Annotated in this window: 29 protein-coding genes and 1 pseudogene; 22 read left to right on the plus strand and 8 right to left on the minus strand. The window is 40.3% G+C overall.

Features of this window, described 5'->3' with window-relative positions; translation table 11 throughout:
- Positions 1–393 precede the first annotated feature (393 nt).
- The 5 genes from QSG86_RS06120 to QSG86_RS06140 are packed head-to-tail and all read left to right on the plus strand — an operon-like array spanning position 394 to position 3,609.
- Positions 394–1,212 (plus strand): ABC transporter ATP-binding protein, encoded by an 819-nt coding sequence (locus tag QSG86_RS06120; protein ID WP_317030689.1) that lies wholly within the window; start codon positions 394–396, stop codon positions 1,210–1,212.
- On the plus strand, positions 1,209–1,988 hold the full coding sequence (gene mlaE / locus QSG86_RS06125) for a lipid asymmetry maintenance ABC transporter permease subunit MlaE (protein ID WP_317030690.1): 780 nt from the start codon (positions 1,209–1,211) through the stop codon (positions 1,986–1,988). The genes QSG86_RS06120 and mlaE overlap by 4 nt, the downstream gene beginning before the upstream one ends.
- The gene (locus QSG86_RS06130) at positions 1,988–2,650 is read left to right on the plus strand and encodes an outer membrane lipid asymmetry maintenance protein MlaD (RefSeq protein ID WP_317030691.1); all 663 of its coding nucleotides are present in this window, start codon (positions 1,988–1,990) and stop codon (positions 2,648–2,650) included. The genes mlaE and QSG86_RS06130 overlap by 1 nt, the downstream gene beginning before the upstream one ends.
- 18 nt (positions 2,651–2,668) lie before the next feature.
- Positions 2,669–3,298, plus strand: coding sequence for an ABC transporter substrate-binding protein (locus tag QSG86_RS06135; RefSeq protein WP_317030692.1), 630 nt, complete (start codon positions 2,669–2,671; stop codon positions 3,296–3,298).
- A 17-nt stretch (positions 3,299–3,315) separates the two neighbouring features.
- Positions 3,316–3,609 (plus strand): STAS domain-containing protein, encoded by a 294-nt coding sequence (locus QSG86_RS06140; protein ID WP_317030693.1) that lies wholly within the window; start codon positions 3,316–3,318, stop codon positions 3,607–3,609.
- Between the two features lie 86 nt (positions 3,610–3,695).
- Here QSG86_RS06140 and QSG86_RS06145 read toward each other — a convergent pair whose 3' ends face one another.
- On the minus strand, positions 3,696–4,709 hold the full coding sequence (locus QSG86_RS06145; RefSeq protein ID WP_317030694.1) for a CorA family divalent cation transporter: 1,014 nt from the start codon (positions 4,707–4,709) through the stop codon (positions 3,696–3,698).
- Between the two features lie 152 nt (positions 4,710–4,861).
- Here QSG86_RS06145 and QSG86_RS06150 point away from each other — a divergent pair, with 152 nt between their 5' ends.
- Together QSG86_RS06150 and QSG86_RS06155 are read left to right on the plus strand one after the other, a co-directional pair.
- A complete protein-coding gene (locus QSG86_RS06150; protein ID WP_317030695.1) occupies positions 4,862–5,461 on the plus strand; it encodes a TIGR00730 family Rossman fold protein in 600 nt (199 codons plus the stop codon).
- Positions 5,458–5,874 (plus strand): NUDIX domain-containing protein, encoded by a 417-nt coding sequence (locus tag QSG86_RS06155; RefSeq protein ID WP_317030696.1) that lies wholly within the window; start codon positions 5,458–5,460, stop codon positions 5,872–5,874. The genes QSG86_RS06150 and QSG86_RS06155 overlap by 4 nt, the downstream gene beginning before the upstream one ends.
- Here QSG86_RS06155 and QSG86_RS06160 read toward each other — a convergent pair.
- Both QSG86_RS06160 and recG read right to left on the minus strand, forming a co-directional pair.
- Positions 5,871–6,506: a ComF family protein gene (locus QSG86_RS06160; protein ID WP_410487447.1), complete on the minus strand. Its 636-nt coding sequence runs from the start codon at positions 6,504–6,506 to the stop codon at positions 5,871–5,873. The two genes, QSG86_RS06155 and QSG86_RS06160, sit on opposite strands and share 4 nt — an antisense overlap.
- Positions 6,493–8,538 carry an ATP-dependent DNA helicase RecG gene (recG, locus tag QSG86_RS06165; RefSeq protein WP_317030698.1) on the minus strand — a complete coding sequence of 682 codons (2,046 nt, stop codon included), beginning with the start codon at positions 8,536–8,538 and terminating at the stop codon, positions 6,493–6,495. Before recG ends, QSG86_RS06160 begins: the two co-directional genes overlap by 14 nt.
- A gap of 36 nt (positions 8,539–8,574) precedes the next feature.
- Between recG and QSG86_RS06170 the strand changes: the two genes are divergently transcribed.
- Positions 8,575–9,390 (plus strand): NAD(P)H-binding protein, encoded by an 816-nt coding sequence (locus tag QSG86_RS06170; protein WP_317030699.1) that lies wholly within the window; start codon positions 8,575–8,577, stop codon positions 9,388–9,390.
- A gap of 110 nt (positions 9,391–9,500) precedes the next feature.
- Here the strand turns inward: QSG86_RS06170 and plsB are convergent, their stop codons facing one another.
- Positions 9,501–12,062, minus strand: a complete 2,562-nt coding sequence (gene plsB, locus QSG86_RS06175) for a glycerol-3-phosphate 1-O-acyltransferase PlsB (RefSeq protein ID WP_317030700.1) — start codon at positions 12,060–12,062, stop codon at positions 9,501–9,503.
- 282 nt (positions 12,063–12,344) lie between these two features.
- On the opposite strand from plsB, the gene QSG86_RS06180 reads away from it, so the two are divergent.
- Together QSG86_RS06180 and QSG86_RS06185 are read left to right on the plus strand one after the other, a co-directional pair.
- Entirely contained in the window at positions 12,345–13,217 is an 873-nt protein-coding gene (locus QSG86_RS06180; protein WP_317030701.1) for an acyl-CoA thioesterase II, read from the plus strand.
- A gap of 123 nt (positions 13,218–13,340) precedes the next feature.
- The gene (locus QSG86_RS06185) at positions 13,341–14,588 is read left to right on the plus strand and encodes a dicarboxylate/amino acid:cation symporter (RefSeq protein ID WP_317032684.1); all 1,248 of its coding nucleotides are present in this window, start codon (positions 13,341–13,343) and stop codon (positions 14,586–14,588) included.
- Between the two features lie 130 nt (positions 14,589–14,718).
- Here QSG86_RS06185 and yihA read toward each other — a convergent pair whose 3' ends face one another.
- From yihA to QSG86_RS06205, 4 genes are all read right to left on the minus strand, one after another.
- Entirely contained in the window at positions 14,719–15,543 is an 825-nt protein-coding gene (gene yihA / locus QSG86_RS06190) for a ribosome biogenesis GTP-binding protein YihA/YsxC (RefSeq protein ID WP_317030702.1), read from the minus strand.
- A gap of 72 nt (positions 15,544–15,615) precedes the next feature.
- Positions 15,616–16,068 (minus strand): Rrf2 family transcriptional regulator, encoded by a 453-nt coding sequence (locus tag QSG86_RS06195; protein WP_317030703.1) that lies wholly within the window; start codon positions 16,066–16,068, stop codon positions 15,616–15,618.
- 89 nt (positions 16,069–16,157) lie between these two features.
- Positions 16,158–16,919 carry a globin domain-containing protein gene (locus tag QSG86_RS06200; protein ID WP_317030704.1) on the minus strand — a complete coding sequence of 254 codons (762 nt, stop codon included), beginning with the start codon at positions 16,917–16,919 and terminating at the stop codon, positions 16,158–16,160.
- A 373-nt stretch (positions 16,920–17,292) separates the two neighbouring features.
- Positions 17,293–18,480, minus strand: a complete 1,188-nt coding sequence (locus QSG86_RS06205; RefSeq protein ID WP_317032685.1) for a PLP-dependent transferase — start codon at positions 18,478–18,480, stop codon at positions 17,293–17,295.
- Positions 18,481–18,640: 160 nt separating this feature from the next.
- Here QSG86_RS06205 and QSG86_RS06210 point away from each other — a divergent pair, with 160 nt between their 5' ends.
- From QSG86_RS06210 to rpsQ, 12 genes and pseudogenes are all read left to right on the plus strand, one after another.
- Positions 18,641–19,417, plus strand: a complete 777-nt coding sequence (locus tag QSG86_RS06210) for a type 1 glutamine amidotransferase (RefSeq protein ID WP_317030705.1) — start codon at positions 18,641–18,643, stop codon at positions 19,415–19,417.
- A gap of 232 nt (positions 19,418–19,649) precedes the next feature.
- Positions 19,650–19,961, plus strand: coding sequence for a 30S ribosomal protein S10 (rpsJ, locus tag QSG86_RS06215; RefSeq protein ID WP_000070912.1), 312 nt, complete (start codon positions 19,650–19,652; stop codon positions 19,959–19,961).
- A 59-nt stretch (positions 19,962–20,020) separates the two neighbouring features.
- On the plus strand, positions 20,021–20,659 hold the full coding sequence (gene rplC, locus QSG86_RS06220) for a 50S ribosomal protein L3 (RefSeq protein ID WP_317030706.1): 639 nt from the start codon (positions 20,021–20,023) through the stop codon (positions 20,657–20,659).
- 11 nt (positions 20,660–20,670) lie between these two features.
- The gene (gene rplD / locus QSG86_RS06225; RefSeq protein ID WP_317030707.1) at positions 20,671–21,273 is read left to right on the plus strand and encodes a 50S ribosomal protein L4; all 603 of its coding nucleotides are present in this window, start codon (positions 20,671–20,673) and stop codon (positions 21,271–21,273) included.
- Entirely contained in the window at positions 21,270–21,590 is a 321-nt protein-coding gene (gene rplW / locus QSG86_RS06230; protein WP_054580377.1) for a 50S ribosomal protein L23, read from the plus strand. Before rplD ends, rplW begins: the two co-directional genes overlap by 4 nt.
- 11 nt (positions 21,591–21,601) lie before the next feature.
- Complete coding sequence (rplB, locus tag QSG86_RS06235; protein WP_317030708.1) at positions 21,602–22,426, plus strand: 50S ribosomal protein L2; 825 nt, start codon at positions 21,602–21,604, stop codon at positions 22,424–22,426.
- Positions 22,427–22,445: 19 nt separating this feature from the next.
- The gene (gene rpsS / locus QSG86_RS06240; protein ID WP_004673001.1) at positions 22,446–22,721 is read left to right on the plus strand and encodes a 30S ribosomal protein S19; all 276 of its coding nucleotides are present in this window, start codon (positions 22,446–22,448) and stop codon (positions 22,719–22,721) included.
- Between the two features lie 11 nt (positions 22,722–22,732).
- Positions 22,733–23,062, plus strand: coding sequence for a 50S ribosomal protein L22 (gene rplV, locus QSG86_RS06245; protein ID WP_001982638.1), 330 nt, complete (start codon positions 22,733–22,735; stop codon positions 23,060–23,062).
- 1 nt (position 23,063) lies between these two features.
- Positions 23,064–23,880 (plus strand): annotated as a pseudogene (gene rpsC, locus QSG86_RS06250) (30S ribosomal protein S3).
- Positions 23,820–24,233, plus strand: coding sequence for a 50S ribosomal protein L16 (rplP, locus tag QSG86_RS06255; protein ID WP_067669331.1), 414 nt, complete (start codon positions 23,820–23,822; stop codon positions 24,231–24,233). Before rpsC ends, rplP begins: the two are co-directional and overlap by 61 nt.
- Positions 24,233–24,430: a 50S ribosomal protein L29 gene (rpmC, locus tag QSG86_RS06260; RefSeq protein ID WP_004650482.1), complete on the plus strand. Its 198-nt coding sequence runs from the start codon at positions 24,233–24,235 to the stop codon at positions 24,428–24,430. Before rplP ends, rpmC begins: the two co-directional genes overlap by 1 nt.
- Positions 24,427–24,684 carry a 30S ribosomal protein S17 gene (gene rpsQ / locus QSG86_RS06265; RefSeq protein ID WP_317030709.1) on the plus strand — a complete coding sequence of 86 codons (258 nt, stop codon included), beginning with the start codon at positions 24,427–24,429 and terminating at the stop codon, positions 24,682–24,684. Before rpmC ends, rpsQ begins: the two co-directional genes overlap by 4 nt.
- The last annotated feature ends 92 nt before the right edge of the window (positions 24,685–24,776 follow it).

The raw sequence follows: 24,776 nt of genomic DNA on the forward strand, positions 1-24,776 counted from the left end.
AATGTCCTGTAATGTTGTTTAGCAGTATAGATCGTCTACTTGAATGTCGATCAGATGATTCTAATATGATAAAAATAATATTTGATACGGATCAAGCTATCCGTATTGCGTGTTATGGTAATAAAATCATCATCAGGCATGATGCATTGTTTAGGCCATTAACGTGTGCTGTTTTTAAATGGTGAGTGGATTTTATTCACATTAAATTTAAGATGATGATGGAATTAGGCATAACATGTTTCAGTCAATATCTTTTATAATACATATTTGAATTTTATGAAAAATATAAACTTAAATCATGCCATACACATCAGGTGTGTTAGATGCTGTGGTCAGCTACGCTGATCCTCTTTTGCATTACGAGTGCTGAAAATATCAGGAATATCCTCAGTTATGAATAATCAAGTTTCTCAGCAGGTTCAGTCTCTGATTGAAGTTAATCAGCTTAGTTTTAAGCGAGGAGAACGTGTCATTTATGACAATATCAGTTTAAAAATTCGTCGTGGTCAAATTACAGCGATTATGGGGCCATCAGGTACGGGTAAAACCACTTTATTACGATTAATTGGTGGGCAACTTACTCCGGATCACGGTGAAATTTTGCTGGATGGGAAAAATATTTCCACAATGCCACGTCCTGAGCTCTTTGCGACACGTGCACGTATGGGGATGTTATTTCAAAGTGGCGCGTTATTTACCGATATGTCTGTATATGAAAATGTGGCTTTTCCATTACGTGCACATACGCACTTACCAGAACATTTGATTGCAGAAATTGTTGGATTGAAATTAGAAGCTGTAGGATTACGTGGTACTGAGCAGCTTATGCCTTCTGAGTTGTCTGGTGGAATGAATAGGCGCGTAGCACTTGCCAGAGCCATCGCACTGGATCCTGAGCTGATTATGTATGATGAACCTTTTGCAGGCCAAGATCCAATTGTTAAAGGGGTTTTGACTCGACTGATTCGTTCATTGCGTGAAGCTTTAGATTTAACAACGATTATTGTTTCGCATGATGTCGGTGAAACGCTTTCGATTGCCGATTATATTTATGTGGTTGCAGAAGGAAAAATTCAGGGAGAAGGTACGCCTGAAGAATTAAAACAGCATGCCAGCCCGTTTGTACAACAATTTTTGGTGGGCTCAGAACAAGGACCTGTGGGATTTCAATTTAGTCATCAAGCCTATTTAAGTCATGAGGTTCGTTCATGAATGCTATAGCCTTTATTGGTAGACGCGTTATTGAACGTGTTCGTGGGATTGGTGTTGCCACTCTCATGTTATTACAAATTATTTTTTCACTCCCTACATGGTTGGGTGTGAAATTATTCATTTACCAAATGTATCGTGTCGGTGTGATGTCTTTGCTGATTATTGTGGTATCTGGATTATTTATTGGTGCTGTGCTGGGGCTACAAATGTATAACATTTTAGTAACCTTTGGCAGTGAAGCAATGTTAGGTACCGCTGTTGCATTAACCTTATTACGTGAATTGGCACCTGTTGTAGCAGCTTTGTTATTTGCTGGCCGTGCAGGTTCTGCTTTAACGGCCGAAATCGGTCTGATGAAAGCCACTGAACAATTGGCAAGTATGGAAATGATCGGTGTGGATCCTTTAAAACGTGTGATTTCGCCGCGTTTATGGGCTGGTATCGTGAGTTTGCCGATGCTCTCTGTTATTTTTGCAGCAGTCGGGATCATGGGGGGGAAATTGGTGGGGGTGGATTTTCTTGGACTTGATGAAGGCTCTTATTGGAGTGGCATGGAAAATAGTGTGCAATTCTATCAAGATGTTTTTAACGGAACGCTGATTAAAAGTTTTGTTTTTGCCATTATTTGTACGTGGATCGCGGTATATCAAGGATATGCCTGTGTTCCTACATCTGAGGGAATTGCAACATCCACAACCCGTACAGTGGTGTATTCTTCATTGTGTGTTTTAGGCTTTGATTTTGTGTTGACTGCGGTCATGTTTGGAGGTGTTTAATGAAATCACGTGCAAGTGAATTGGCCGTAGGTATTTTTGTGATCTTATTTGGTATTGCAATTTTCTTCTTGGCGATGCGCGTTAGTGGTTTGGTCGGTAATAATATTGCAGATGCTTATCCAATGACGGCAACATTCGATAATGTGAATGGTATTAAGCCACGTTCTAAGGTGACGTTAAGTGGTGTTACCGTGGGGCAGGTCGATCGTGTTCAACTTGATCCTGTGACACGATTGGCAACTGTGCATATTGTTTTAGATGGTGATTTAACGACTTTTAATGCCGAGCAGTTGAAAATCGTACAAAAGAATGCATTAGAAGAGTTAAAATATAGCAGTGAATATCAATCAGCCACTCCTGCGCAACAAAAAGTAATGGAAAAACAACTGATTGATAATATGAAATCCATCACTAATATTGATGATGATGCTTACATTATGGTGGCAACCAATGGTTTATTGGGTGAAAAATATTTAAAAATTGTACCAGGCGGCGGTTTGAATTACTTAAAACGTGGTGATCAAATTACCAATACTCAAAGTACAATGGAAATTGAAGATTTGGTCACCAAGTTTGTGACTGGAGGTTCTAAATCTTCAGAAAAAACAGATGCTGATTCTGCTGCTGAAAATACGCATGCCGAAGCATCCTTTGTTGAATAATTTATTGAGGTAGTTAACTTGAAAACGTTATTAAAACAGACTCTTACAGCAAGTGTGTTGTCTGCAATGCTGGTCGGTACGACTTTTGCCGCACCTCAAGAAAAGCCGGATGTATTTATTAAACGTATTGCCGATAATTTGATTGCTAATCTACAAAAAAATAAACAGAAGTTAAAAAGCAATCCTGCAGAGGCACGCAGTATCGTTCGTACCAATTTAGACCCGTATATTGATGCTCAAGCATTTACCCGTATTGTGATGGGGACGTATGCCAATAATCAATATAGTGATGCTGCACAGCGTGCGCAGTTTGAAAAGAATTTACGTGAAAATTTAATTCAAAACTATGCTAGCGCTTTTGCTAAATTCACCAATCAGACCTATACCATGCGTCCATATAAAGACACAGGCAGTAAAAATCCTGTCGTTAGTCTGGATTTTATGAATGATGGTGAAAAGATTCCGGTTGCATTTCAGTTAGTTGATAAAGGCAATCAGTGGAAGGTTCGTAATATCAATGTATCAGGTATTGATTTAGGCTTACAGTTCCGTAATCAATTTGCAGCCAATGTTAAACGCAATGGCGGTAATATTGATAAAGCAATTGCAACCTTTAAGCCAGATGCAGATGTTGTAAACAAAAAATAATAGGCTAGGAATAGGTTGTGATTGACTTTATTGATCAAGAATTGCAAGTGTCTGGCAAAATTGACTATGACAATGCTGAGTCGTATTACCAACAGGGATTGAGGTTGATTCATCAGCAAAATCAATTTCCAGTTGTCGTGAACTTAGCAAAATTGGAACAGGGCAGTACCTTGGCTTTAGCGGTATTTATTCGTTTATTGCGCCAAACTCCAGATGCTAAAGGTCTGATCTTTAAGTCTGTGCCTGTAAGAATGATGAAAATTATTCAAGCCTCTCATCTTGAGCATGATTTACAGTTAATACCAGATTGATGCTTGATTGGTATAATTGGCGCCACAGTCTGTCCAATATATAAGGATTGGACAGACTGTGATGTTTATAGATACAGCCAGGAGGATTAAATCCACTTTTTCCAGCGGAAGTAAATCATTGGACCAATAAAAAAGACAATCAGAATGGTACAGACAATGACAAAACTGGTTGTACCATGTGCAAAAGGTAAAACATCTGTGTTCATGCCATAGATACTGGCAATCAACATCGGTGGCGCCAACATGCTCGGTAAAATTGAGAAGCGACGAATAGTATCATTCTGCTCGGTATTGATAAATCCTGATGTGGTATCCAGTAAAAAGCGCACTTTTTGAAATAAAAAGGCATCATGCTCAACCAATGAGCGTACATCTTCGCTTAACTCTCGAATATCCGCATCATAAATATGACTACCTAGAGCACGAGGGCGAGATAAAAAGGTCAGTACACGACGTAAATCAATTAAACATAGTTGTGCTTTACCTAAAATATCTTCGAGTTGAGCTAAGCGGGTAATCATGTCATCAAGATCTAGAATTTGCTCCCGATGTCGACTATTCAATACTTCTGTTGAATATTTTTCGAGATCTCGATGAATGTCTTCTAAAATATCCGCCAATTCATCTAGTTTTGCTTCCAATAAGCCCAAAAGAATCCACGTCGGTTCTTTATAATCAATATCGTAGTCATTACGGCGTGCTCTGGCTCGAAAAGCTCTAAATGAAACCAACTTTTCACCACGCATGGTGAATAGTCGATTTTTATGGAGAATAAAGGCAACAGTCTGTACACTGGCTAAGATACTTGAATTATCTTCTAGCTCTTCATCAGATTGATAATTTTTAATCTTGGTTAAAAAATAAGTACTGATATGCAGAACACTATCATCATCGCGGTAAAAGCGTGCTGATGAGGAAATATCTTCTAAAGATTTTAGGGTTGGAAGATTTTGGTTGTATGCATCTAAAACCCATTGTTGTTCTTCTTGTGAAGGTGCAATCAAATCAATCCACACCAAATCTTGCTGTAGGTCAAATCCGCCATTAATCGTGGCATCTTCTAGGCTACCGCGCTCTGTGGCGTAAAAGGCTTCGAGCATTCGTCTTTTTCTCCTTTGCGCAGTATAGGTGAATCATATGTGTGCATTTTAGACAAGGATGTGGCGAAAAGCACTGCTAATCTTGCTATATTTTTTTAAATCTCGTTAAAGTTTACATTTATTGAATAACATTTGCATGACATGGTGAAAAAATGACAGATTCTATTGCGGTATATTGTGGTTCAGCATTCGGAGCAGACCCCATTTTTTTAGAAACTGCAGAAAAAGTCGGTAGAACGATTGCACAACAGGGCAAAACCTTGGTGTATGGCGGTGGCCGTTCAGGATTGATGGGAGTTGTTGCGGATAGTGCATTAGCAGCAGGTGGTACGGTGATTGGTGTGATTCCTGAAATCTTGGTCCATAAAGAGTTGGCCCATCCTGATTTAACAACGTTATATGTGGTTCAGAATATGCAAGAACGCAAAATGAAAATGTCTGAACTCGCCAATGCTTTTATTGCACTTCCTGGTGGCTCAGGTACATTGGAAGAAATTTTTGAACAATGGACTTGGGCACAATTAGGTGTACATCTAAAACCGTGTGCATTTTTAAACGTAAATGGTTTTTATGATGATTTACTTAAATTCCTACAGTTAACTGCGCATCAGGGGTTTACTCACCAGCGATTTATTGATCATTTGATTAGTGCAGCCTCTATTGAGGAGGTTTTAACGCAGTTTGGTGACTTTGTTGCACCAGAACCTAAATGGGGAGTGGCCGAGTTACAGCAACAGGTTAAGTTGTCATGAAGATCATTACGGTTGCAGCAGCGATTATTTTAAATGATCAACATCAGCTTTTGGTCGTACGTAAGAAAAATACCACCTGCTTTATGCAGGTTGGGGGAAAGTTAGAATCAAATGAGCCACCAGAGCAGGCATTATTACGTGAAATTCAAGAAGAAATAGGCTGTTCTGCACAAATTCAGCACTTTGTTGGACGTTTTGAAACGGCAACGGCAAATGAAATAGATCATCAATTGGTGGCCTATCTTTATCTGGTCAGTATTACACAGCCTATACAGATTGCTGCAGAAATTGAGCAGATGGCTTGGATTGATCTCGATCATCGAGATGTTTTGCCTTTGGCACCATTAACAACAGAAGTGGTTATTCCTTGGCTACAAAATCAGTTGATGACTGAGCGAATCACGGTCGACTAAGATGGCGTATGTGCTATACAACATGCATAAATCTGTGTGCAACCCAGCAAAGTCAGGCTATGCTTTAATGCCAGTATCGAATTTCCGGTTGTGACTACATCATCGATAATTAAGATATGATGATAATGTCGATCTAATCTGGGTTTGATATGAAATTGATGGTAAATATTATCTAAGCGCTCAAAGCGATTTAGTCCTGTTTGTGCGTGTTGATGTGTGCGTATAATCGGTTGCCAGATGGGGATATTACGAACTTTTGCGATTATTTTTGCGATGAGCAATGCCTGATTATAGCCTCTGGTGTTTAAGCGTTGTGTCGAAATGGGCATTGCAACCAGTGCTTGTACTTTGGGTAGCTGGAGCTGCAGTAATAGGCCAGCCAATAATGCTTGAAATTGTAGTTGCTGCTGATATTTAAATTGTTGAATAATACGATCCATGGGATAGCAATATCGGCAGGCGCTGTAAAAACACATTTGTTGTTTGTAAACAAGCTCATGTTGCCAGGGTAATTCTGTCCAGCAGTCGTGACAGAGGCCATAATATTGTTGTCTACCGATAGCACATAATTGGCATGCTAAGTATGGATTAAAAAATTCCCGTATTTCTGCGATGAATTTAAACATAGACATAGCGTGATGCTTCAGGTAGCCAGCGCTTTAATAGTGCTGTGGCATTCTCTGGATCTGTTTGGAGTAACTGTTGTGCCACTAGATGTGCTTGTGGCAAGAGATGATCATCTCGTTCCAGCTTGGCCACACGAAAACCCATATCACCTGTTTGTTTGGTCCCCAGAATTTCTCCCGGACCACGAATTTCTAGATCTTTTTCTGCAATGGCAAAGCCGTCATTGGTTTCACGCATAATCCGTAATCGTTCTTGCCCATTTTGTGATAAAGGATGCTTATATAACAATACACAAAAGCTGGTAGTAGCACCTCGACCAACACGACCACGTAATTGATGTAATTGGGATAGACCTAGGCGTTCTGCATTTTCAATCACCATAATTGAAGCATTTGGTACATCTACACCGACTTCAATGACTGTTGTTGCTATTAAAAGTTGCAGTTGATTATGTTTAAATTGTTGCATCACAGTCTGCTTTTCATCGGCCTTCATTTTACCGTGTACTAAGCCGATATTCAGTGTAGGAAAGCGTGTTTTGATTTCAGCAAAAGTGGCTTCGGCAGCCTGCGCATCCAGTGTTTCTGACTGTTCCACTAAAGTACAGACCCAATAGGCTTGTTTGCCTTGTGTGCAGTTACTTACAATACGCTGTAACACCTCTTCTCGTCGCTCAAGAGGAATGGTTACTGTTTGAATGGGCGTTCTGCCAGGAGGAAGCTCATCGATTATCGATGTATCTAAATCACCATAAGCTGACATGGCCAAGGTACGAGGAATGGGTGTTGCAGTCATGACCAATTGATGTGGTGTAGTATGGTGTGCGCCTTTATCACGTAAAGCCAAACGTTGATCGACACCAAAACGATGCTGTTCATCAATGATCACCAGCCCCAGTTTGGCAAATGAGACACTGTCTTGAAAAAGTGCATGTGTACCAATCACAAGCTGGGCCGATCCCATTTTAATATGTTGTTCTGCTGTGAGCCGCGCTTTACCTTTTTGTTTGCCTGATAACCAGATCACAGTTAAGCCTAAAGGTTCAAACCATTTTTTAAAATTAAGATAATGCTGTTCTGCCAAAATTTCAGTCGGTGCCATCAAGGCAACTTGCCAACCTTCTTCGAGTGCATGACAGGCTGCAATTGCAGCCACGAGCGTTTTTCCAGCCCCCACATCACCTTGAACTAGACGTAACATCGGTTTATCACGTTGCAGGTCTGTGCTAATTTCTTGAGAAACACGTTGCTGGGCAGCAGTCATTGTGAAAGGGAGGCTGGCCAAAAGTGTTTGGGCATAGTGTTGGCTTGGCTTGAATTTTGGTGCTTGAATCGCTTGAATATATGCTCGTCGCATCAGCAGGCTGGTTTGATGTGCAACCAGTTCTTCAAAAATAAGACGTTGCTGTGCGGGATGTGAGCCCTCTGCCAGTAATTGCATATTGGCATCGATTGGCGGGTGATGAAGATAATGTAATGCGTCTTTAAGCGCATAAGTATTGTTCAATGCTGTAGGTAATAATTCAGGCAGGTCATGACTAAATTCTTGTAGTGCTTGTTGAATATATTCACGTAATTTAGCTTGAGTTAATCCTTCTGTACTTGGATAAATTGCGGTGAGCTGGGTATGTGGTAAAGGCGTATGTTCGTGGATCACTTGTAGTTCAGGATGGTAAAGTTCTAAGCCACGTGCCCCGACACGGACTTCACCAAAAACTCGTAAACGATGACCTAATTTGGCACGATCTGTGATTCCTTTATAAACATGATAAAAGCGCAGCGTAACTTTGCCCACATCATCGGCCAAAGAGACTGCCATTGATTTGCGTTTGCCTGGTGGAAAATCAATTCCCGTCACGATACCTTCAAGCAAATAACTACGGCCAACGATTAATTGGTTCATTGCAATGATCGTGCTACGATCTTCATAATCTCGCGGTAGATGAAACAGTAAATCATCGGTTGTGAGAATATTCAGTTTTTCCAGTAATGTTGCAGCAGCGTTGCCAACGCCTTGCAATTGATGGACTGTAGCCATGTCCCCTCAACTTATTGATCTATGGTGTGATGTTAAATGCATATTTTATTTATTGGTTATGGTAAAACATCCCAGCGTGTTGCAAAACAGTTATCCCGTGATGGTTATCAAATTACCACAATAAGTCAAACAGCAAAAATAGATTTATATGCGAATCATCTGATTCAGGATGTACATCAGTTAGATTTAAGTGCGATTGCACCTGTAGATGTTGTTTATGTTTTATTATCACCATCACAAAGTGGTGTAGATGCCTATCAAAATACCTATTTGGATTCTGTGGCACCCATTATAAGTGCTTTAAAAACACATCCTGTTCAGCGAATCATTGTAGTTTCATCTACACGTGTTTATGCCGAAGCAGCCGGAGGAGTGGTTGGTGATGATACTGCAATAGCTGCCAGTGATCGACAAGCTGAGATTTTGATTGCGATGGAAAATCACTATCGGGCTGCATTTGCTGAACGATGTATTATTGTTCGGCCCACAGGGATTTATGGCAATAGTATCACTCGTATGGTGAAACTGGCAGAAAATACCTTAACTTATCCGAGTATTCATTGGTCAAATCGGATTCATATTGATGATCTAGCACGATTTTTGGTACATTTAATTCATATCAAAAATCCGCTCGCATCGTATATTTGTAGTGATCATCGACCATTGCCTTTACATCAGATTATAATTTGGTTTCAGCAACAATTGACATTACCTGAATTATATTTAACTTCTGATGTTGAGTCAGGTAAAAAAATATATGCACAGCACATGCTAGAAAGTGGCTTTATATTACAGTATCCAGACTGTTTTCAGTCTTATCAGGCATTATTGGATCAAGGTGTTCAATCCTGATGATGTAACAACGCCTGACAGTTAATCAAAAATCATATGATAAAAAAGCCATACCACTTTAAGTGGTATGGCTTCGCTGTGATTGATTCAAGACATGAAGATGAGGATGATTATTTTTTCTTACGTTTTAAGCGTTTTTTAGCTTGCTGTTCTGCTAAAGCATCTAAAGCTTCTTTTAATTCTTCATCGGTAAATGAGGTAATATGTTGGAGCATTTGTAGTGTTGCTTCATCTAAGACCAGATTGGCATATTGCGCTACATTCTTAAACTGTTCATCAAATACAATAGCATTGTCTTCATTATTACGAATATAGCCTTGTTGGGTCAGTACTTTGATAAATCCTTGGAATAAGGCTTTATCAAAAAATTCTGGCGAATTAAACTCATAGAGCACGGATAGGCGCTGGCCAACCAAGTGACTGAGCTCTTCGACTTGACGTGTTGAAATATTGCCAGAGCCACGTTGAGTGATTAAGGCCAGCGTCATGTAATAACGTTCTAAGCTTTGAGTAACGGGTGCTGCCAATACGGATAATTGGTTATCATTTTCACTATTTGGTGCAGGAGCGATGAGATGTCCCTGTGTATCCTCGCTGATTAATTTGGCATCAAGTAAAGCTTGTGTATAAGCGTCAATATCAGCAGCTAGTTCATTTTCTTGCCATTTTAAAAATAATTCAGCTTTTAAAAATGGATAGAGCGTTACAATAACATTCACTAAGTCTTGTCGTTGAATGATCGCATTATGTTTAACTAGTGCTGCAATTAGAGACGGTAAGATAAAGGCATGTAGAATATTATTGCGGAAGTAGGTTAACAGTACGGCTTGGCCATCTTCAATCGCAATAATATCACCCAAAACATGATGTACACGTTTAATCAGTTTGAGTTTAAGGCCATAGGCAATAATTTCTTTACCAGAAAGTGGTGTGACTTGAGTACGGCTATCATACGGCAGTTTAGTCAGTAAGTTACGATAGGTATCTAACTGTTTAATACAGATTTCTTCATCTAAGGTGTGTTTAGGTGTTGCCAGTAAAACCAGTGATAACAGGGAAACTGGATTAATGACTGCTGCACTGTTAATATTTTCTAAAATGGTATGCGCTGCACTATTTACTGCATGAGAAACAGCGGGCGGTATAGGATCATCATTTTTTTCAATCTGTATGTCTTGGGCATCATGTTTTTTCAACATATCATCTAAATATACCGGTTCACCAAAATTGACATGTACCTTACCAAAAATACGTTCAATTTTTCTTAGGGTTTTTAAAATCCCCATAATGGATTCCGCTTCTTTAGGTTTGCCATTCATTTCACCGACATAGGTTGAACCTTCCATAAGACGTTCGTAACCAATATAGGTTGGAATAAATACAATGGGTTTAGCACGACCGCGTAAATGACTATGTACGGTCATTGCCAGCATTCCTGTTTTTGGCGGCAACAAACGTCCTGTACGTGAGCGTCCACCTTCGATAAAGTATTCTAGTGGTGTATTTCTGGAGAGGATGCTATATAAGTATTCTTTAAATACAGTCGTATATAATGCATTACCGCGGAAGGTACGGCGAATAAAAAATGCACCGCCACCACGTAGAATTTGCCCGACAAATGGCATATTTAAGTTATCGCCTGCTGCGATATATGGCACCATCAGTCCTCGTTGATAAATCACATATGACAAAAGTAAATAATCAATATGACTGCGGTGACATGGGGTATAAATAATTTCGTAATCTTTGGCCAGCTCACGTACAGTACTAAAATTATGCACTTCAACACCATCATAGAGCTGTGTCCATAAGCGTGTTAAGGCTTGTGATGCAAAACGAACAGTAGAATGTGAGTAATCAGAAACAATTTCATTTAAGAAGCCAATGGCTTTCTTTTCAGTATCTGCAATACTGGTCTTACGACGAATACTTTCATGGCGAATTGCACTTTGAACATCGGGTGATTTGATCAGGGTATGCATAACATTGCGACGATCTGATAAATCAGGACCAAGGACAATTTCACGTTGATTGTCCAGATAGTTATTTAATTGCGTGACAATGTATGTTGCAGCTGAAATATTGGGATGGGTACTTTTCGCTTCATTGATTAAGTGGCGTAAAGACTGTGCTGGATGAAACTCCAGATAGGTTTGGCGACCATGTAAGCCAATATTGAGCAGTTGTTTAACGGTACCTGGTGTACTCCATGTATCGGTAAATAATAATTTAAGTAGAGAATCTTCTTTATCTGGTGCACGTCCCCAAAGAATGGTCACTGGTATTAATTCAATATCTAGTTCATGTTCTTGATCGAGCTGTTCTACCAATCTGAGTAGACGTGGCGGTAAAGTGGGTGCTGCTGATAAATTGTTTTGCGTATTATATTGTAAAAATAAGATGGAGGCTTTTTCTTGATGTGTGCCGATAATCAGTGGATCTAAAGCCGGTGGGAGTTTTAAGCGTCGTGTTTCACTATCGACCACTAATGCATTGCTTCGAGAATGATTTTGTAATACATAGCAGACAATTTTTTGTGATGGTGCTGATGCTATGTCATGGGGTGTAACAGGCTGTGGAGGAACTTCACCAAGAACTTGTGGACTCACGACAAGGTCAATCAGCTTAGTGGAAAGCTGACGATAAATTTGACCAAAACCACGCTTGGACATAGAAACTCCTACTGAGATAAACGGATGACGAAAAAATAAAAGGATAGTATTTTGTATACAACTAAGCAAAAACTATCTGTTATTTTTAACAAAATAATCAAGTCTTGCTAAAATAACATAATAGAAAATTGTATAAATCATCATTTTAGCGTGATTTATACCTATGATTACAGTGCTTTAATTGTAGTGTAAGTAATTTTTTTATGGAAAAATTACAGCAATATGGCAGGATTTTCGGTTGATCTTGTGTTGTATGGTATGGTGATTTGAGATAGGTCTCTTATGAATAAATTAACTCAGGAATTGGTTGAATTACTTAGTTTAGAACAGCTTGAAGAGAATATCTTTCGTGGTCAAAGTAAAAATTTAGTCGGAAAACGTGTATTCGGTGGACAAGTTCTGGGTCAGGCCTTAAGAGCAGCATCGTATACCACTGATCGGCCAGCACATTCATTACATGCCTATTTTTTATATGGTGGCGATGTTAATACGCCGATTATTTATGAGGTTGATCGCTTACGTGACGGTAAAAGCTTTGTCAGTCGGCAAGTTCGTGCCATTCAGCATGGTCGTGTTATTTTTACAGCGATGATTTCTTTTGCTTCTGAAGAGGATGGCTTAAATTATCAGGTTGCAGCGCCAGTATATCCTGCACCAGAAAGTCTCAAAAATGAGGCAGAGCTTAAGAAGCAGTTGGTTGATTTTGTTCCGGAAAATGTGCGTGCAAGTTTTATGCGTGATCGTCTGGTTGAAATTACACCGGTAATGCCTGTTAATCCTTTCATGCCTCAACCTGAGGCACCTGCATATGCGCATTATATTCGTACGCATGATAAAATTCTTCCTGCTGTCGATGAAACCTCTTTGCATCAGGCGATTGCTGCATTTTATTCTGATTTTACCTTGATGACGACTGCATTACGCCCTCACGGTTTAAGTTATATTTCGCCGAGTTTACAGTGTGCCAGTATTGATCATGCAATGTATTTTCATAAGCCATTTCGTGTAGATGAATTTATGCTATACGATATGGAGGCGACGATTACGGTGAGTTCAAGAGGTTTAAATTTTGGTCGTATGTGGCAAAACGGTGAATTGGTTTGTAGTACCACGCAAGAAGGCCTAATTCGTTTAAGGGAAATTGAATCACAGTAGTAGGGATTGAGATCGCTAAAAAGCCGAAATATCGGCTTTTTTTATGCGTAAAATAATACTCGATTCTGTGTATTGCTCATGGCATAGTGTGAGTCAAATCAAGGATAAACAAAGTCAATGACGATGAGTTTAAATACACAAATATTGATTGCTGCTGTTCTAGGGGTTGCATTTGGAGGGATCTTAAATCTTGATCCAGACAGTGCGTGGGTGAGTGCGAGTCTATATGGTTTAAATCTTGCCAGTAGTATTTTTATTGGTTTATTAAAAATGTTACTGGTTCCCCTTATTTTTAGTTCAATAGTCGTTGGTGTTTCTAATCTGGAGGCGACAGGACAATTAAACCGTGTTTGGAAAATCACACTGGCTTGTTGTGTAACCACAACCACCTTGGCATTGATCCTGGGTTTATTGTGCGCTCATCTGTTTAAAGTTGGACAAGGTGTTGATATCTTGATGTTTCAAGATGCAATGCATAATTATCAAACGCCAGATACACTTACGCCAACATCATTTTTAACCAATTTTGTGCAAAATACCTTGATCAATCCTTTTAAGGCATTCGCTGAGGCAAATGTACTTGCTGTGGTGGTATTTGCATTGCTGGTGGGTATAGCATTGGTTAAAGGGGGTAAAAAGTTTCAGACAATTAAGTTACTGAGTCAGCAATTTTTTGCAATGATGATGTTGATGATTGGTTGGGTAATGAAGCTTGCACCTATTGGTATTTTTGCATTATTGGCGAAACTGGTTGCAACTGAGGATATTTCTATTCTTAGTCGCCTTGCTGAATTTGCTGTCGTGGTAACAGGGACGACGATTTTTCATGGTCTCGTGGTTTTACCTTTATTGCTGTGGATTTTTGGTCGTATGAACCCTGTTACTTTTTTTAAAGGTGCACGTACGGCATTGGTGACAGCATTTGCAACCAGTTCAAGTTCTGCAACCATGCCAGTTTCGATGAAATGTGCACAGGAGAATTTGGCAGTACGTCCTGAAACAGTAGGATTTGTGATTCCACTAGGTACGCAACTGAATATGGATGGAACGGCATTATATGAAGCTGCCGCAGCCTTATTTATTGCCAACTTAATGGGAATGGACCTCACGATAGGGCAACAACTGATTGTCTGTTTAACCGCAATGATCGCATCCTTAGGTGCGCCCGGCATTCCAAGCGCTGGAATGGTGACCATGATTATGGTATTGCAATCTGTTGGTTTACCCGCTGAAGCAATTGCCATTTTATTACCGATTGATCGTTTGTTGGATACCGTGAGAACTGTAGTGAATGTACAAGGTGATATGATGATTAGTGTAGTGGTTGATCGCCATACGCAACAGTCGCCCCATGCTACTGAACTTCACTAGAAAAAAATAACATGGCTTTACAGTTCAAGCATGTAATGAGCACAGATTAAAATCATGATATAAAGCGATATGCTTTGTGATCTTGACTAAGCATGATCAGCTTAGTCAAGATTAAACGGGGTGAGCGTGATTATGCTTGATTTGGTGGGGTGTCTGTATCTATATCATCCCACTCATCTGCTTCAAGATCATCTTCTGAAATTTCAGCAATCGTATCTAAGTCAAATTCTGTTGCTTGTTGTAAGGTAAAGTTTAAGCGCCCTCCCATTACACTGGCAAGTTCTTCAAGACCTTGTTTATTGAGTGATGAAAATAATTGAATTGAAAATTGTAACTTCATTTTCTTTAATTGGGCTTTTACTTCTTGTAACGCTTTAGAGGCAGGGCCACGATTAAGTTTATCTGATTTGGTGAGCAATACATGAACGAATAGCTTACGTGAATACGCCCACTCCAACATCATGATGTCAAAATGTTGTAAAGGATGGCGGATATCCATCAGCAATACCAAGCCTTGTAAACTTTGACGATGAATTAGATAGTTTTCTAATTCTTTTTGCCAAACAATTTTCATGGCTTCAGGGACTGCGGCATAACCATAACCAGGTAAATCGACTAGGCGTTGGTCTGGATTTCCTAAACTAAAGAAGTTAATCATTTGTGTGCGTCCTGGTTTTTTAGAGGCACGTGCCAATTGCTTTTGATTGGTCAAGGCATTAATAGCACTGGATTTTCCTGCATTGGAGCGCCCTGCAAATGCGACTTCATACCCCGTATCTTCAACACAAAGATCAAGTTTCGGTGCACTCATTAAAAACTCTGCTTTACGCAACCAATTTAATGCGCGAACAGAGTATTCAGTAATAGCAGGATCAACCTTTTTTTCATAGGAAATTTTTTGCTTCGGCGCATGAGCTGTCTTACTGTTTTTAGATTTGCCTCTGTTTGGATGCATAACTTAACTTCAATTGATGTTTTACAGAGCACTATTATAGATGAAGTCAGCTTGGCAAGCGAATAGACAAGTTTAAAGATCTGAGATATTGAGCAATTCAATCGCAATATGTGATTGAGCTTGATGGCTTTTTTGTGGCGTTAAAATTTGTCCTAACGTATATTGATCTAGGTAGATATAAAATTGTGCGAGTGCCTGATCAAGAATACTTTTAAGGCCACAATTGGCCCTTAAGATACATGCCGGTTGGTTACATTCGACAATGGCGGTTTCGCCCTGTAGGATTCTAACCATATAACCCAGTTTGAGTTGTTTGGTCTCGGGATTGAGACGAATACCACCACCTTTACCACGACTAGTAATGACCCAATCTTGCTTGGCCATAAAATGAACGATTTTCATGGCGTGGTTAGGCGAAACTTGTAAGCGTGTTGCAAGTGTAGCAATGGTATAAGGTTGTTGTTGAGGTATCGCAATATACATGAGAATGCGTAGGGCATAATCGGTAAATTTATTGAGCTGCATATTATAAAGACGGTTAATCAGTCAGTTTATTTTAGCATTGAAAGCCCTAAAGTTAGAGCTTTCCAGAATATTTCTAGCGGATGATTCAATTACATTTTAATCGGTGCGGATACTTCAACAACATCTCCAACATGATAATCATGGATTAAGATATTGGTCACTGAAAATTCACTTGGATCTGTTTCTGATTTAACATCAAAGCAGTAGTTTTGATTGGATATCTCAATAAGTTTAAATTGTAAAGGTTGATGTAAATCTTGATGTGGAACTTTAACACGTACAGAAATAGATTGGCCTGCTTCAGCTGCTGCGATGGCTTGCTGGTCTTTTGCAATTAAGGTAAAGCGTTTACCGGTATCTGTCGCTGTAATCTGTTCAATAACAAATTCACGCCAACCAGCCCAACCACCATTTTGATGGCTTAAATGATCATATTTGGTTTTTTCTACACTAATTAAAAGATTTGCGAGTTGTGTATAGGCTTCTTTCCATGCCGCAATCAGTTCAGAGTCCATTGGTACATCCAAAACCTCACTAATCGAGTGAAGCAGATTTTCACCGACAATCGCATATTGATCAGGTTGAATATCTAGACTGACATGCTTGGTGGTCATATGATCCACCGCTTTCGCTAACACACTAGGATTTTCAATATGCTCAGCATAAGCCAAGACAGCAGCAGCAAGAGCACGTGGCTGGCGGCCTGTACGTTGATGATCCAAGTTAAAGGTATTTTTAAGTTCAGGATGATTTTTTAACATGCGTTGATAGAAGTAGCTGGTGAGTGCTACACCATTTTCACGTAAAACAGGGACAGTAGATTGAACCAGTTGGATATGTTCAGGTGTCATGGCTAGACCTTTTGCGGTTGGCTATTTTTAAAGATGTATTTAAAATACATCTTTAAAAATAAATATACAAGTCACTGTATGTTAAAAATGTTAGATAACGGTAGAGGAGTATATTTGAGCTAGACAGGGTATTGAGTATGCTCAGATGTAATCGGTATAAAAAATGGATATAGTTTTTATTTAATAATTTGATTTTTAAATTATTTTAAAAAACAATTTAAGCCAGTATTCGCTGAATATGACTTAATCTGCCATGATTTTGATGAGCTGAAAAGGATTTGAGCAGGCGTGTATTTGTAGTGTTTTGTAACTATGAATTTAAGCCATTCCCACCTCATGTTTGAAGTGGGGTGTCTGCTGGTCTGATCATCATTTAATTGAGGCACTGTAGTGCATGTTGCAGATCTTGAATAAGATCTTCTGCATCTTCTAAACCAATGCAAAAACGGACCAAAATACCTGCTGGTAAATGTGTGTTTGCTAAAAGACGCATTTGCTTAACTTGATAGAGCATCACTAGGCTTACAGGACCACCCCAGCTAAAACCTAGTTTAAATAAGCTTAATTGATCACAGAATTGGCGGATTTTTTCAAGATCATATTGTGGTTGGAAAATGACACTGACTAAACCTGCACTATGTTGATTTTTACAGATTTCTTTCCAGTATTGATGACCTGCTGAATCTGCTGAAGCGGGATGTAAGACCTGTGCAAAATAGGGTTGTTGTTTGAGCCAATTTAACACTTTGAGCGCACTCGCTGATTGGTGTTGATAGCGTAATTGCATGGAAGCTAAGCCGCGTTGTACTTGAGCAACATCATCTGCTGAAACGGCTATACCTTGAATGGCATGGGTGCGAAATAATCGGTGATGTAATGTTTTTTGCCGTGTTACGACAGAACCCATCAGAATATCGCCACCACCACTAGGATATTTAGTTAATGCGTGGACAGAGATATCGACAGCTAAATGTTGCTGACCAAAATCAAAGGCATTAAATGCCAAGCCTGCTCCCCAAGTATTGTCTAATGCAGTAACGATACCATGCTGTTGAGCTTTTTGGACCAGTGCGGTTAAGTTGGGAAACTCTAATGTGACAGAGCCTGCTGCTTCAAGCCAAAGTAATTTGGTTTGTTCTGATGGTTGAAAGCTGTCAGCATCAATTGGATTATAAATTTTGACCTGAATACCATATTGCTGTTCAAGATAGCGTAAGTGTTCTAGGTTGGGGCCATAAATATTGTCAGCAACCCAAACTTCATCGCCATGATTCAATAGGCAGCTATTGACTAGATTGATCGCAGAAAGACCACTGGGTGTGAGTAAACAATATTGTCCTCCTTCAAGTTGTGCAATATTGTCGGCTAATGTAAAAGTCGTGGGTGTACCATGTGTACCATAACTATAATCGTAATCATCACTCCAATGGCGATTAAAGAGTGCATCGGTATTTTTAAAAATAATGGTAGATGCACGAAATAGGGGAGGTTGAATGGTATTGATATATTGAGGCGCTTTTCTTGGTGCATGAATGCGCTGGGTTTGTGGGGTTGTTTTCATCATGAAATCCCAAAAAATACTAAAATAAAAAAGGGTTGAACAGAAAATACCTAAAGATGAACATAAAAAGAAGTATTGCTGTAACAAAATGAATCTATCGCAGATATTGGCTTCATTTTTGCAAATTGAATGCTATATGTAATAACAATAGGTAAAACAGATGGCTAAACAATTAAAAGTACATTATTTTCAGCATATTGCTGGTGAAGGATTTGGTAGTTGTTTTGACTATTTAAAACAAATGAATGCACATATTACTGCAACAGAGTTTTTTGCTTTACCTGTTGATCATCCCTTGGAAATTGAGGCATTACCTGAAATAGATCAGGTTGATTTGCTTATTATTATGGGGGGCGCGCAAAGTGTGAATGATGAAGCCAATTATCCATGGTTAAAAACGGAAAAACGCTGGTTGCGCCGTTATTTGTCAACTGGAAAGCCGGCAATAGGCTTATGTTTGGGTGGGCAACTCATCGCCAATGCTTTGGGTGCGGCTGTGAGCAAAAATACGGTACAGGAATTGGGGTGGACAGCGGTTAAAAAAGTAGATTATATCCCACACGATTGTTTTCAACTGCCAGATGAATTATTGGTACTTCAGTGGCATAGTGAAACGTTTGAGTTGCCTAAGGGTGCGATACATTTGGCACAGAATGAAATGTGTCGTAATCAAATGTATCAATTGGGTAAAAATGTGTTGGGTTTTCAATTTCATCCAGAAATCACATCGAATAGCTTGAATTTATTTTTAGACAATGTTGATGAGCTGGCAACTTTTTCAGGGCAACATGTACAGTCCGTCAAGCAATTAAGGCAATCACCCAAAGAAATTTTTATTCAGGGTAATCAAATTTTGAATAAAGCAATTGCTTATGTTTTAAGCAGAACAGCGAATAAACAGGAGCATGATGCGTATAAAATATCATCATTTCCTTGATGAAAAAGCATGATAAAAACCTAAAATATATTTGCTTATGCATTAAACAATTGTTATGATAAGCGACCCTTAAATAAAGGGGTTGGCTGCGAATAAAGCAGTTAACATCGTTACAGTCGTGGCATCGATCACGACCTTAGTGATATTCACTGCTCTTGACACTTGCCCTTAATAAGTGGGGTGAGATGCGTCAAGGGTGATTCTTTATATATTTGGCTTGGAGTTAACTGGTATGTCTAACCAGAGAATTCGTATCCGTCTTAAGTCTTTTGATCACCGTTTAATTGATCAATCTGCTCAAGAAATCGTAGAAACAGCAAAACGTACTGGCGCACAAGTTTGTGGTCCAATTCCAATGCCAACTCGCATTGAGCGTTTTAACGTTTTGACATCACCACACGTAAACAAAGATGCGCGTGACCAATATGAGATCCGCACTTATAAACGTTTGATCGACATCGTTCAACCAACAGACAAAACTGTTGATGCATTGATGAAGTTGGATCTTGCAGCTGGTGTTGATGTTCAGATCGCATTGGGTTAAGGCTTACGGTTAATTAACACTCTAAGTTAATTAAGCCGCTTTTTTAGAGGTTTATGCACATGGCTATTGGTTTAGTCGGTCGCAAGTGCGGTATGACACGTATCTTTACGGATGCTGGTGTTTCTGTACCTGTAACAGTGATTGAGGTTGATCCTAACCGCATCACACAAATCAAAACGCTTGAAACTGATGGTTATCAAGCGATTCAGATCACGACTGGTGAACGTCGCGAATCTCGCGTAACTAACGCTCAAAAAGGCCACTTCGCTAAAGCGGGTGTTGCTGCTGGTCGTTTAGTTCAAGAATTCCGCGCTACAGAAGCTGATCTTGAAGGTCGTGAAGTTGGTGGTACGCTTACCGTTGATTTGTTTACAGTAGGTCAAATTGTTGACGTTACTGGTCAATCTAAAGGTAAAGGCTTCCAAGGTGGTGTAAAGCGTTGGAACTTCCGTACGCAAGATGCTACTCACGGTAACTCGGTTTCTCACCGTGTTTTAGGTTCTACTGGTCAAAACCAGACTCCTGGTCGCGTATTTAAAGGCAAAAAAATGGCTGGCCATTTAGGTGCTGAACGCGTAACTGTACAGGGTCTTGAAATTGTATCTGTTGACACAGAACGTTCAGTTCTTGTTGTTAAAGGTGCGATTCCTGGTGCTACTGGTGGCGACGTCATCGTTCGTCCTACGATCAAGGCCTGAGGGGAAATAACGTGAATTTAAATACTGTTTCCGGCTCTGCGGTTGAATTATCAGAAGTTGCGTTCGGTCGTGAATTCAATGAAGCGCTTGTACACCAAGTCGTTACTGCTTATTTAGCAGGCGGTCGTCAAGGTTCAAAAGCTCAGAAATCACGTGCTGATGTTGCTGGCGGTGGTAAAAAACCATTCCGTCAAAAAGGTACTGGCCGCGCTCGTGCTGGTTCTATTCGTAGCCCAATCTGGGTTGGCGGTGGTAAAACTTTTGCTGCACGTCCACAAGACTGGTCTCAAAAAGTAAACCGCAAAATGTATCGCGGTGCTATGCAATGTATCTTAGCTGAGCTTGTTCGCCAAGATCGTCTTGTATTAGTTGAAGAGTTTGCTGTTGCAGCTCCAAAAACTAAAGAGTTACTTGCTAAGCTTAACGACTTGAATGCTACACGCGCATTGATCGTGACTGAAGCTGTAGATGAGAATCTATATCTTGCTGCACGTAACCTTCCACACGTAGATGTGGTTGATGCGACAGCAATTGATCCTGTTAGCTTGATTGCGTTCGATAAAGTTGTTATGTCTGTTGCTGCTGCTAAGAAAATTGAGGTAGAACTCGGATGAACAACGAACGTTTATATCAAGTCCTTCAAGGACCTGTTTTCTCAGAAAAAGCACAAGTTTTAGGTGAAACTGCTGGTGTTCAAGTGTTTAAAGTTGCATTAAATGCAAATAAGCTTGAAATCAAAAAAGCTGTTGAACAATTATTTGGTGTTGAAGTTGTTAAAGTAAATACAACAATCACTAAAGGTAAGACTAAACGCTTTGGTAAAACATTAGGACGTCGTTCTGATGTTAAAAAAGCATACGTCACCCTGAAAGCTGGCCAAGATGTTGAAATGGCTGACTTGGGCGATACCGCTGAAAGCGCAGCGGAATAAGGACGAAAATTATGCCGATTCAAAAATGTAAGCCAACGTCTCCGGGACGTCGCTTTGTAGAGAAAGTGGTTCATGATCACCTTCACAAAGGCGCTCCTTACTCACCGTTGGTAGAAGCTAAAAAACGTACTGGTGGTCGTAATAATAACGGTCACATTACAACTCGTCACGTTGGTGGTGGTCATAAACAACACTATCGTATCGTTGACTTTAAACGTAACAAAGACGGCATCCCTGCTGTTGTAGAACGTATTGAATACGATCCTAACCGTACAGCACACATCGCATTGTTGAAGTATGCTGACGGTGAACGTCGCTATATTATTGCGCCTAAGGGTTTACGTGCTGGCGATAAAGTACAGTCTGGTAACGATGCTCCAATTCGTCCAGGTAACTGCTTGCCACTTCGCAACATGCCTATTGGTTCTACTCTTCACAATATCGAGCTTAAAATCGGTAAAGGCGCTCAATTAGTGCGTTCTGCTGGTACTTCTGCTCAGTTATTGGGTCGTGACGGTTCTTACGCAATCATTCGTCTTCGTTCAGGCGAAATGCGTAAAGTACACGTTGAATGTCGTGCAGTTCTTGGTGAAGTTTCTAACCAAGAAAGCAACCTACGTTCACTCGGTAAAGCTGGTGCAGCTCGCTGGCGTGGCGTTCGTCCTACCGTTCGTGGTATGGCGATGAACCCGGTTGACCATCCACACGGTGGTGGTGAAGGGCGTAGCAAAGGTATTCAACCTGTAAGCCCATGGGGTCAAAAAGCTAAAGGGTACAAGACACGTACCAATAAGCGTACGACTAAGATGATCATTCGCGACCGTCGCGTTAAGTAACAAGTAAAGGAATCTGACAATGCCTCGTTCTCTGAAAAAAGGCCCATTCGTCGATGCGCACTTGTTCGCTAAGGTTGAAGCGGCTATCGCAGCTAATAACCGTAAGCCGATCAAAACTTGGTCGCGTCGTTCGATGATCCTCCCGGATTTTGTTGGTTTAACAATTTCTGTACATAATGGCCGTAACCATGTTCCAGTGATTATCTCTGAACATATGGTTGGTCATAAATTAGGTGAATTCGCGCCAACTCGTACCTATCGTGGTCACGGTGTTGATAAGAAGTCTAAACGTTAATGGGTGCTATGATGGAAGTAACTGCTAAATTACGCGGTGCCGCTATCTCGGCACAAAAAGCACGTTTGGTTGCAGATCTAATTCGCGGCAAATCTGTTGCGCATGCTTTAAATATCTTAAACTTCAGCAACAAAAAAGCTGCAGTTTTAGTGAAAAAAGCATTGGAATCTGCGATTGCAAACGCTGAACATAATAACAGTTTAGATGTAGACGACCTTAAAGTTTCTACGATCTACGTTGATGAAGGCATGAGCCTTAAACGTATTATGCCACGTGCTAAAGGCCGTGCAGATCGTATTACTAAGCGTACTTGTCACATCACCGTTAAGGTAGGGGTTTGATATGGGTCAGAAGGTTCATCCAATCGGTATCCGCCTAGGGGTTGTGAAACGTCATAACGCTAACTGGTATGCGAATCCGAAACAATACGCTGAATACTTGCTTAAAGATTTGCAAGTTCGTGAGTTTTTGACTAAAAAACTTAAGAATGCAATGGTTAGCAATATTCTTATCGAACGTCCTACAGGCGCTGCTAAAGTAACGATTAGCACTGCTCGTCCAGGTATCGTGATCGGTAAAAAAGGCGAAGACATTGAAAAATTACAACGCGAATTGACATCTATTATGGGTGTTCCTGCGCAAGTAAGCATTAATGAAATCGATCGCCCAGATTTAGACGCTCGTTTAGTTGCTGAAGCAATTGCTTCTCAATTAGAAAAACGTGTAATGTTCCGTCGTGCTATGAAGCGTGCGGTACAAAACTCTATGCGTGCTGGTGCTAAAGGTATCAAAGTTGAAGTTTCAGGTCGTTTAGGCGGTGCTGAGATTGCGCGTACTGAGTGGTATCGTGAAGGTCGTGTACCTCTACATACACTTCGTGCAGACATCGACTATGCTACTATGCGTGCTGAGACTACTTACGGTACGATTGGTGTTAAAGTTTGGATTTTCCGTGGCGAGATTTTAGGTGGCATGAAACAAGTCATGAACCCTGCTCCTGCTGAAGAACGTCCAGCTAAACGCGGTCGCGGTCGTGGTGAAGGTCAAGAGCGTCGTGGTCGTCGCAATGATCGTTCTGCTGAAAAAGGAGAATAATCCATGTTACAACCTAAGCGTACTAAATTCCGTAAGGTGCAAAAAGGCCGTAACACTGGTCTAGCACATCGCGGTAGCACAGTATCTTTTGGTACTATTGCACTTAAATCAATTGAGCGTGGTCAAATGACTGCACGTCAAATTGAAGCAGCGCGTCGTACAATCAGCCGTCGTATTAAACGTGGTGGTAAGATCTTTATCCGTGTTTTCCCAGACAAACCAATTACTGAAAAACCATTAGAAGTTCGTATGGGTAAAGGTAAAGGTTCTGTGGAATACTGGGTTTGCCAAATCAAACCAGGTAAAGTCTTGTACGAAATTGATGGTGTGAACGAAGAATTAGCACGTGAAGCGTTTACGCTTGCTGCTGCAAAGCTTCCGTTTAAAACCACTATCGTGACTCGGACGGTAATGTAATGAAAACTAAAGATCTACGTGAAAAGTCGGTAGAAGAGTTGACAGCTTTGCTTGATGAGCAACAGCTAAACCAATTCCGTCTTCGTATGGCTAAAGCAACTGGTCAGTTGGGTAAATCGCATGAAGTTGCGCTTACTCGTAAGACGATTGCTCGTATTAAGACCCTCCTCACCGAAAAACAGGGGAACGGACAATGAGTAATAATACAGTCCGCACGTTAACAGGCAAAGTAGTAAGCGACAAAATGGACAAGTCTATTGTTGTACTTATCGAACGCCGTGTTCAACACCCGTTGTATGGCAAATCAATCCGCCGTTCAACAAAGTTACATGCTCATGATGAGAACAACACTGCTAAGATTGGCGATGTTGTAACCATTAAAGAAAGCCGCCCAATTTCTAAAACTAAGTCTTGGACTCTAGTTGAAGTTGTTGAAGCAGCTGCTGAGTAATTAAACGTTCTTGTTGCATCATTGGTCAATTTCGAGTACTCTTTGAGCCTTTCGAAATTGTGACCGGTGATGCTCGGTTTTGGAGTAGGGCA

Source organism: Acinetobacter sp. SAAs474, assembly GCF_032823475.1.
Taxonomy (GTDB): Bacteria; Pseudomonadota; Gammaproteobacteria; order Pseudomonadales; family Moraxellaceae; genus Acinetobacter.

Coding starts and splice junctions, on each gene's coding strand:
- rplC (WP_317030706.1), top strand. CDS start 20,021: ATGGCTATTGGTTTAGTCGGTCGCAAGTGCGGTATGACACGTATCTTT.
- mlaE (WP_317030690.1), top strand. CDS start 1,209: ATGAATGCTATAGCCTTTATTGGTAGACGCGTTATTGAACGTGTTCGT.
- rplP (WP_067669331.1), top strand. CDS start 23,820: ATGTTACAACCTAAGCGTACTAAATTCCGTAAGGTGCAAAAAGGCCGT.
- QSG86_RS06155 (WP_317030696.1), top strand. CDS start 5,458: ATGAAGATCATTACGGTTGCAGCAGCGATTATTTTAAATGATCAACAT.
- QSG86_RS06195 (WP_317030703.1), bottom strand. CDS start 16,068: ATGCAGCTCAATAAATTTACCGATTATGCCCTACGCATTCTCATGTAT.
- QSG86_RS06150 (WP_317030695.1), top strand. CDS start 4,862: ATGACAGATTCTATTGCGGTATATTGTGGTTCAGCATTCGGAGCAGAC.
- QSG86_RS06160 (WP_410487447.1), bottom strand. CDS start 6,506: ATGTCTATGTTTAAATTCATCGCAGAAATACGGGAATTTTTTAATCCA.
- QSG86_RS06200 (WP_317030704.1), bottom strand. CDS start 16,919: ATGACACCTGAACATATCCAACTGGTTCAATCTACTGTCCCTGTTTTA.
- QSG86_RS06205 (WP_317032685.1), bottom strand. CDS start 18,480: ATGAAAACAACCCCACAAACCCAGCGCATTCATGCACCAAGAAAAGCG.
- QSG86_RS06185 (WP_317032684.1), top strand. CDS start 13,341: ATGAGTTTAAATACACAAATATTGATTGCTGCTGTTCTAGGGGTTGCA.
- rplV (WP_001982638.1), top strand. CDS start 22,733: ATGGAAGTAACTGCTAAATTACGCGGTGCCGCTATCTCGGCACAAAAA.
- rpmC (WP_004650482.1), top strand. CDS start 24,233: ATGAAAACTAAAGATCTACGTGAAAAGTCGGTAGAAGAGTTGACAGCT.
- rplW (WP_054580377.1), top strand. CDS start 21,270: ATGAACAACGAACGTTTATATCAAGTCCTTCAAGGACCTGTTTTCTCA.
- QSG86_RS06145 (WP_317030694.1), bottom strand. CDS start 4,709: ATGCTCGAAGCCTTTTACGCCACAGAGCGCGGTAGCCTAGAAGATGCC.
- QSG86_RS06170 (WP_317030699.1), top strand. CDS start 8,575: ATGCATATTTTATTTATTGGTTATGGTAAAACATCCCAGCGTGTTGCA.
- recG (WP_317030698.1), bottom strand. CDS start 8,538: ATGGCTACAGTCCATCAATTGCAAGGCGTTGGCAACGCTGCTGCAACA.
- yihA (WP_317030702.1), bottom strand. CDS start 15,543: ATGCATCCAAACAGAGGCAAATCTAAAAACAGTAAGACAGCTCATGCG.
- QSG86_RS06130 (WP_317030691.1), top strand. CDS start 1,988: ATGAAATCACGTGCAAGTGAATTGGCCGTAGGTATTTTTGTGATCTTA.
- rplB (WP_317030708.1), top strand. CDS start 21,602: ATGCCGATTCAAAAATGTAAGCCAACGTCTCCGGGACGTCGCTTTGTA.
- rpsS (WP_004673001.1), top strand. CDS start 22,446: ATGCCTCGTTCTCTGAAAAAAGGCCCATTCGTCGATGCGCACTTGTTC.
- plsB (WP_317030700.1), bottom strand. CDS start 12,062: ATGTCCAAGCGTGGTTTTGGTCAAATTTATCGTCAGCTTTCCACTAAG.
- QSG86_RS06210 (WP_317030705.1), top strand. CDS start 18,641: ATGGCTAAACAATTAAAAGTACATTATTTTCAGCATATTGCTGGTGAA.
- QSG86_RS06180 (WP_317030701.1), top strand. CDS start 12,345: ATGAATAAATTAACTCAGGAATTGGTTGAATTACTTAGTTTAGAACAG.
- rpsJ (WP_000070912.1), top strand. CDS start 19,650: ATGTCTAACCAGAGAATTCGTATCCGTCTTAAGTCTTTTGATCACCGT.
- rpsQ (WP_317030709.1), top strand. CDS start 24,427: ATGAGTAATAATACAGTCCGCACGTTAACAGGCAAAGTAGTAAGCGAC.
- QSG86_RS06120 (WP_317030689.1), top strand. CDS start 394: ATGAATAATCAAGTTTCTCAGCAGGTTCAGTCTCTGATTGAAGTTAAT.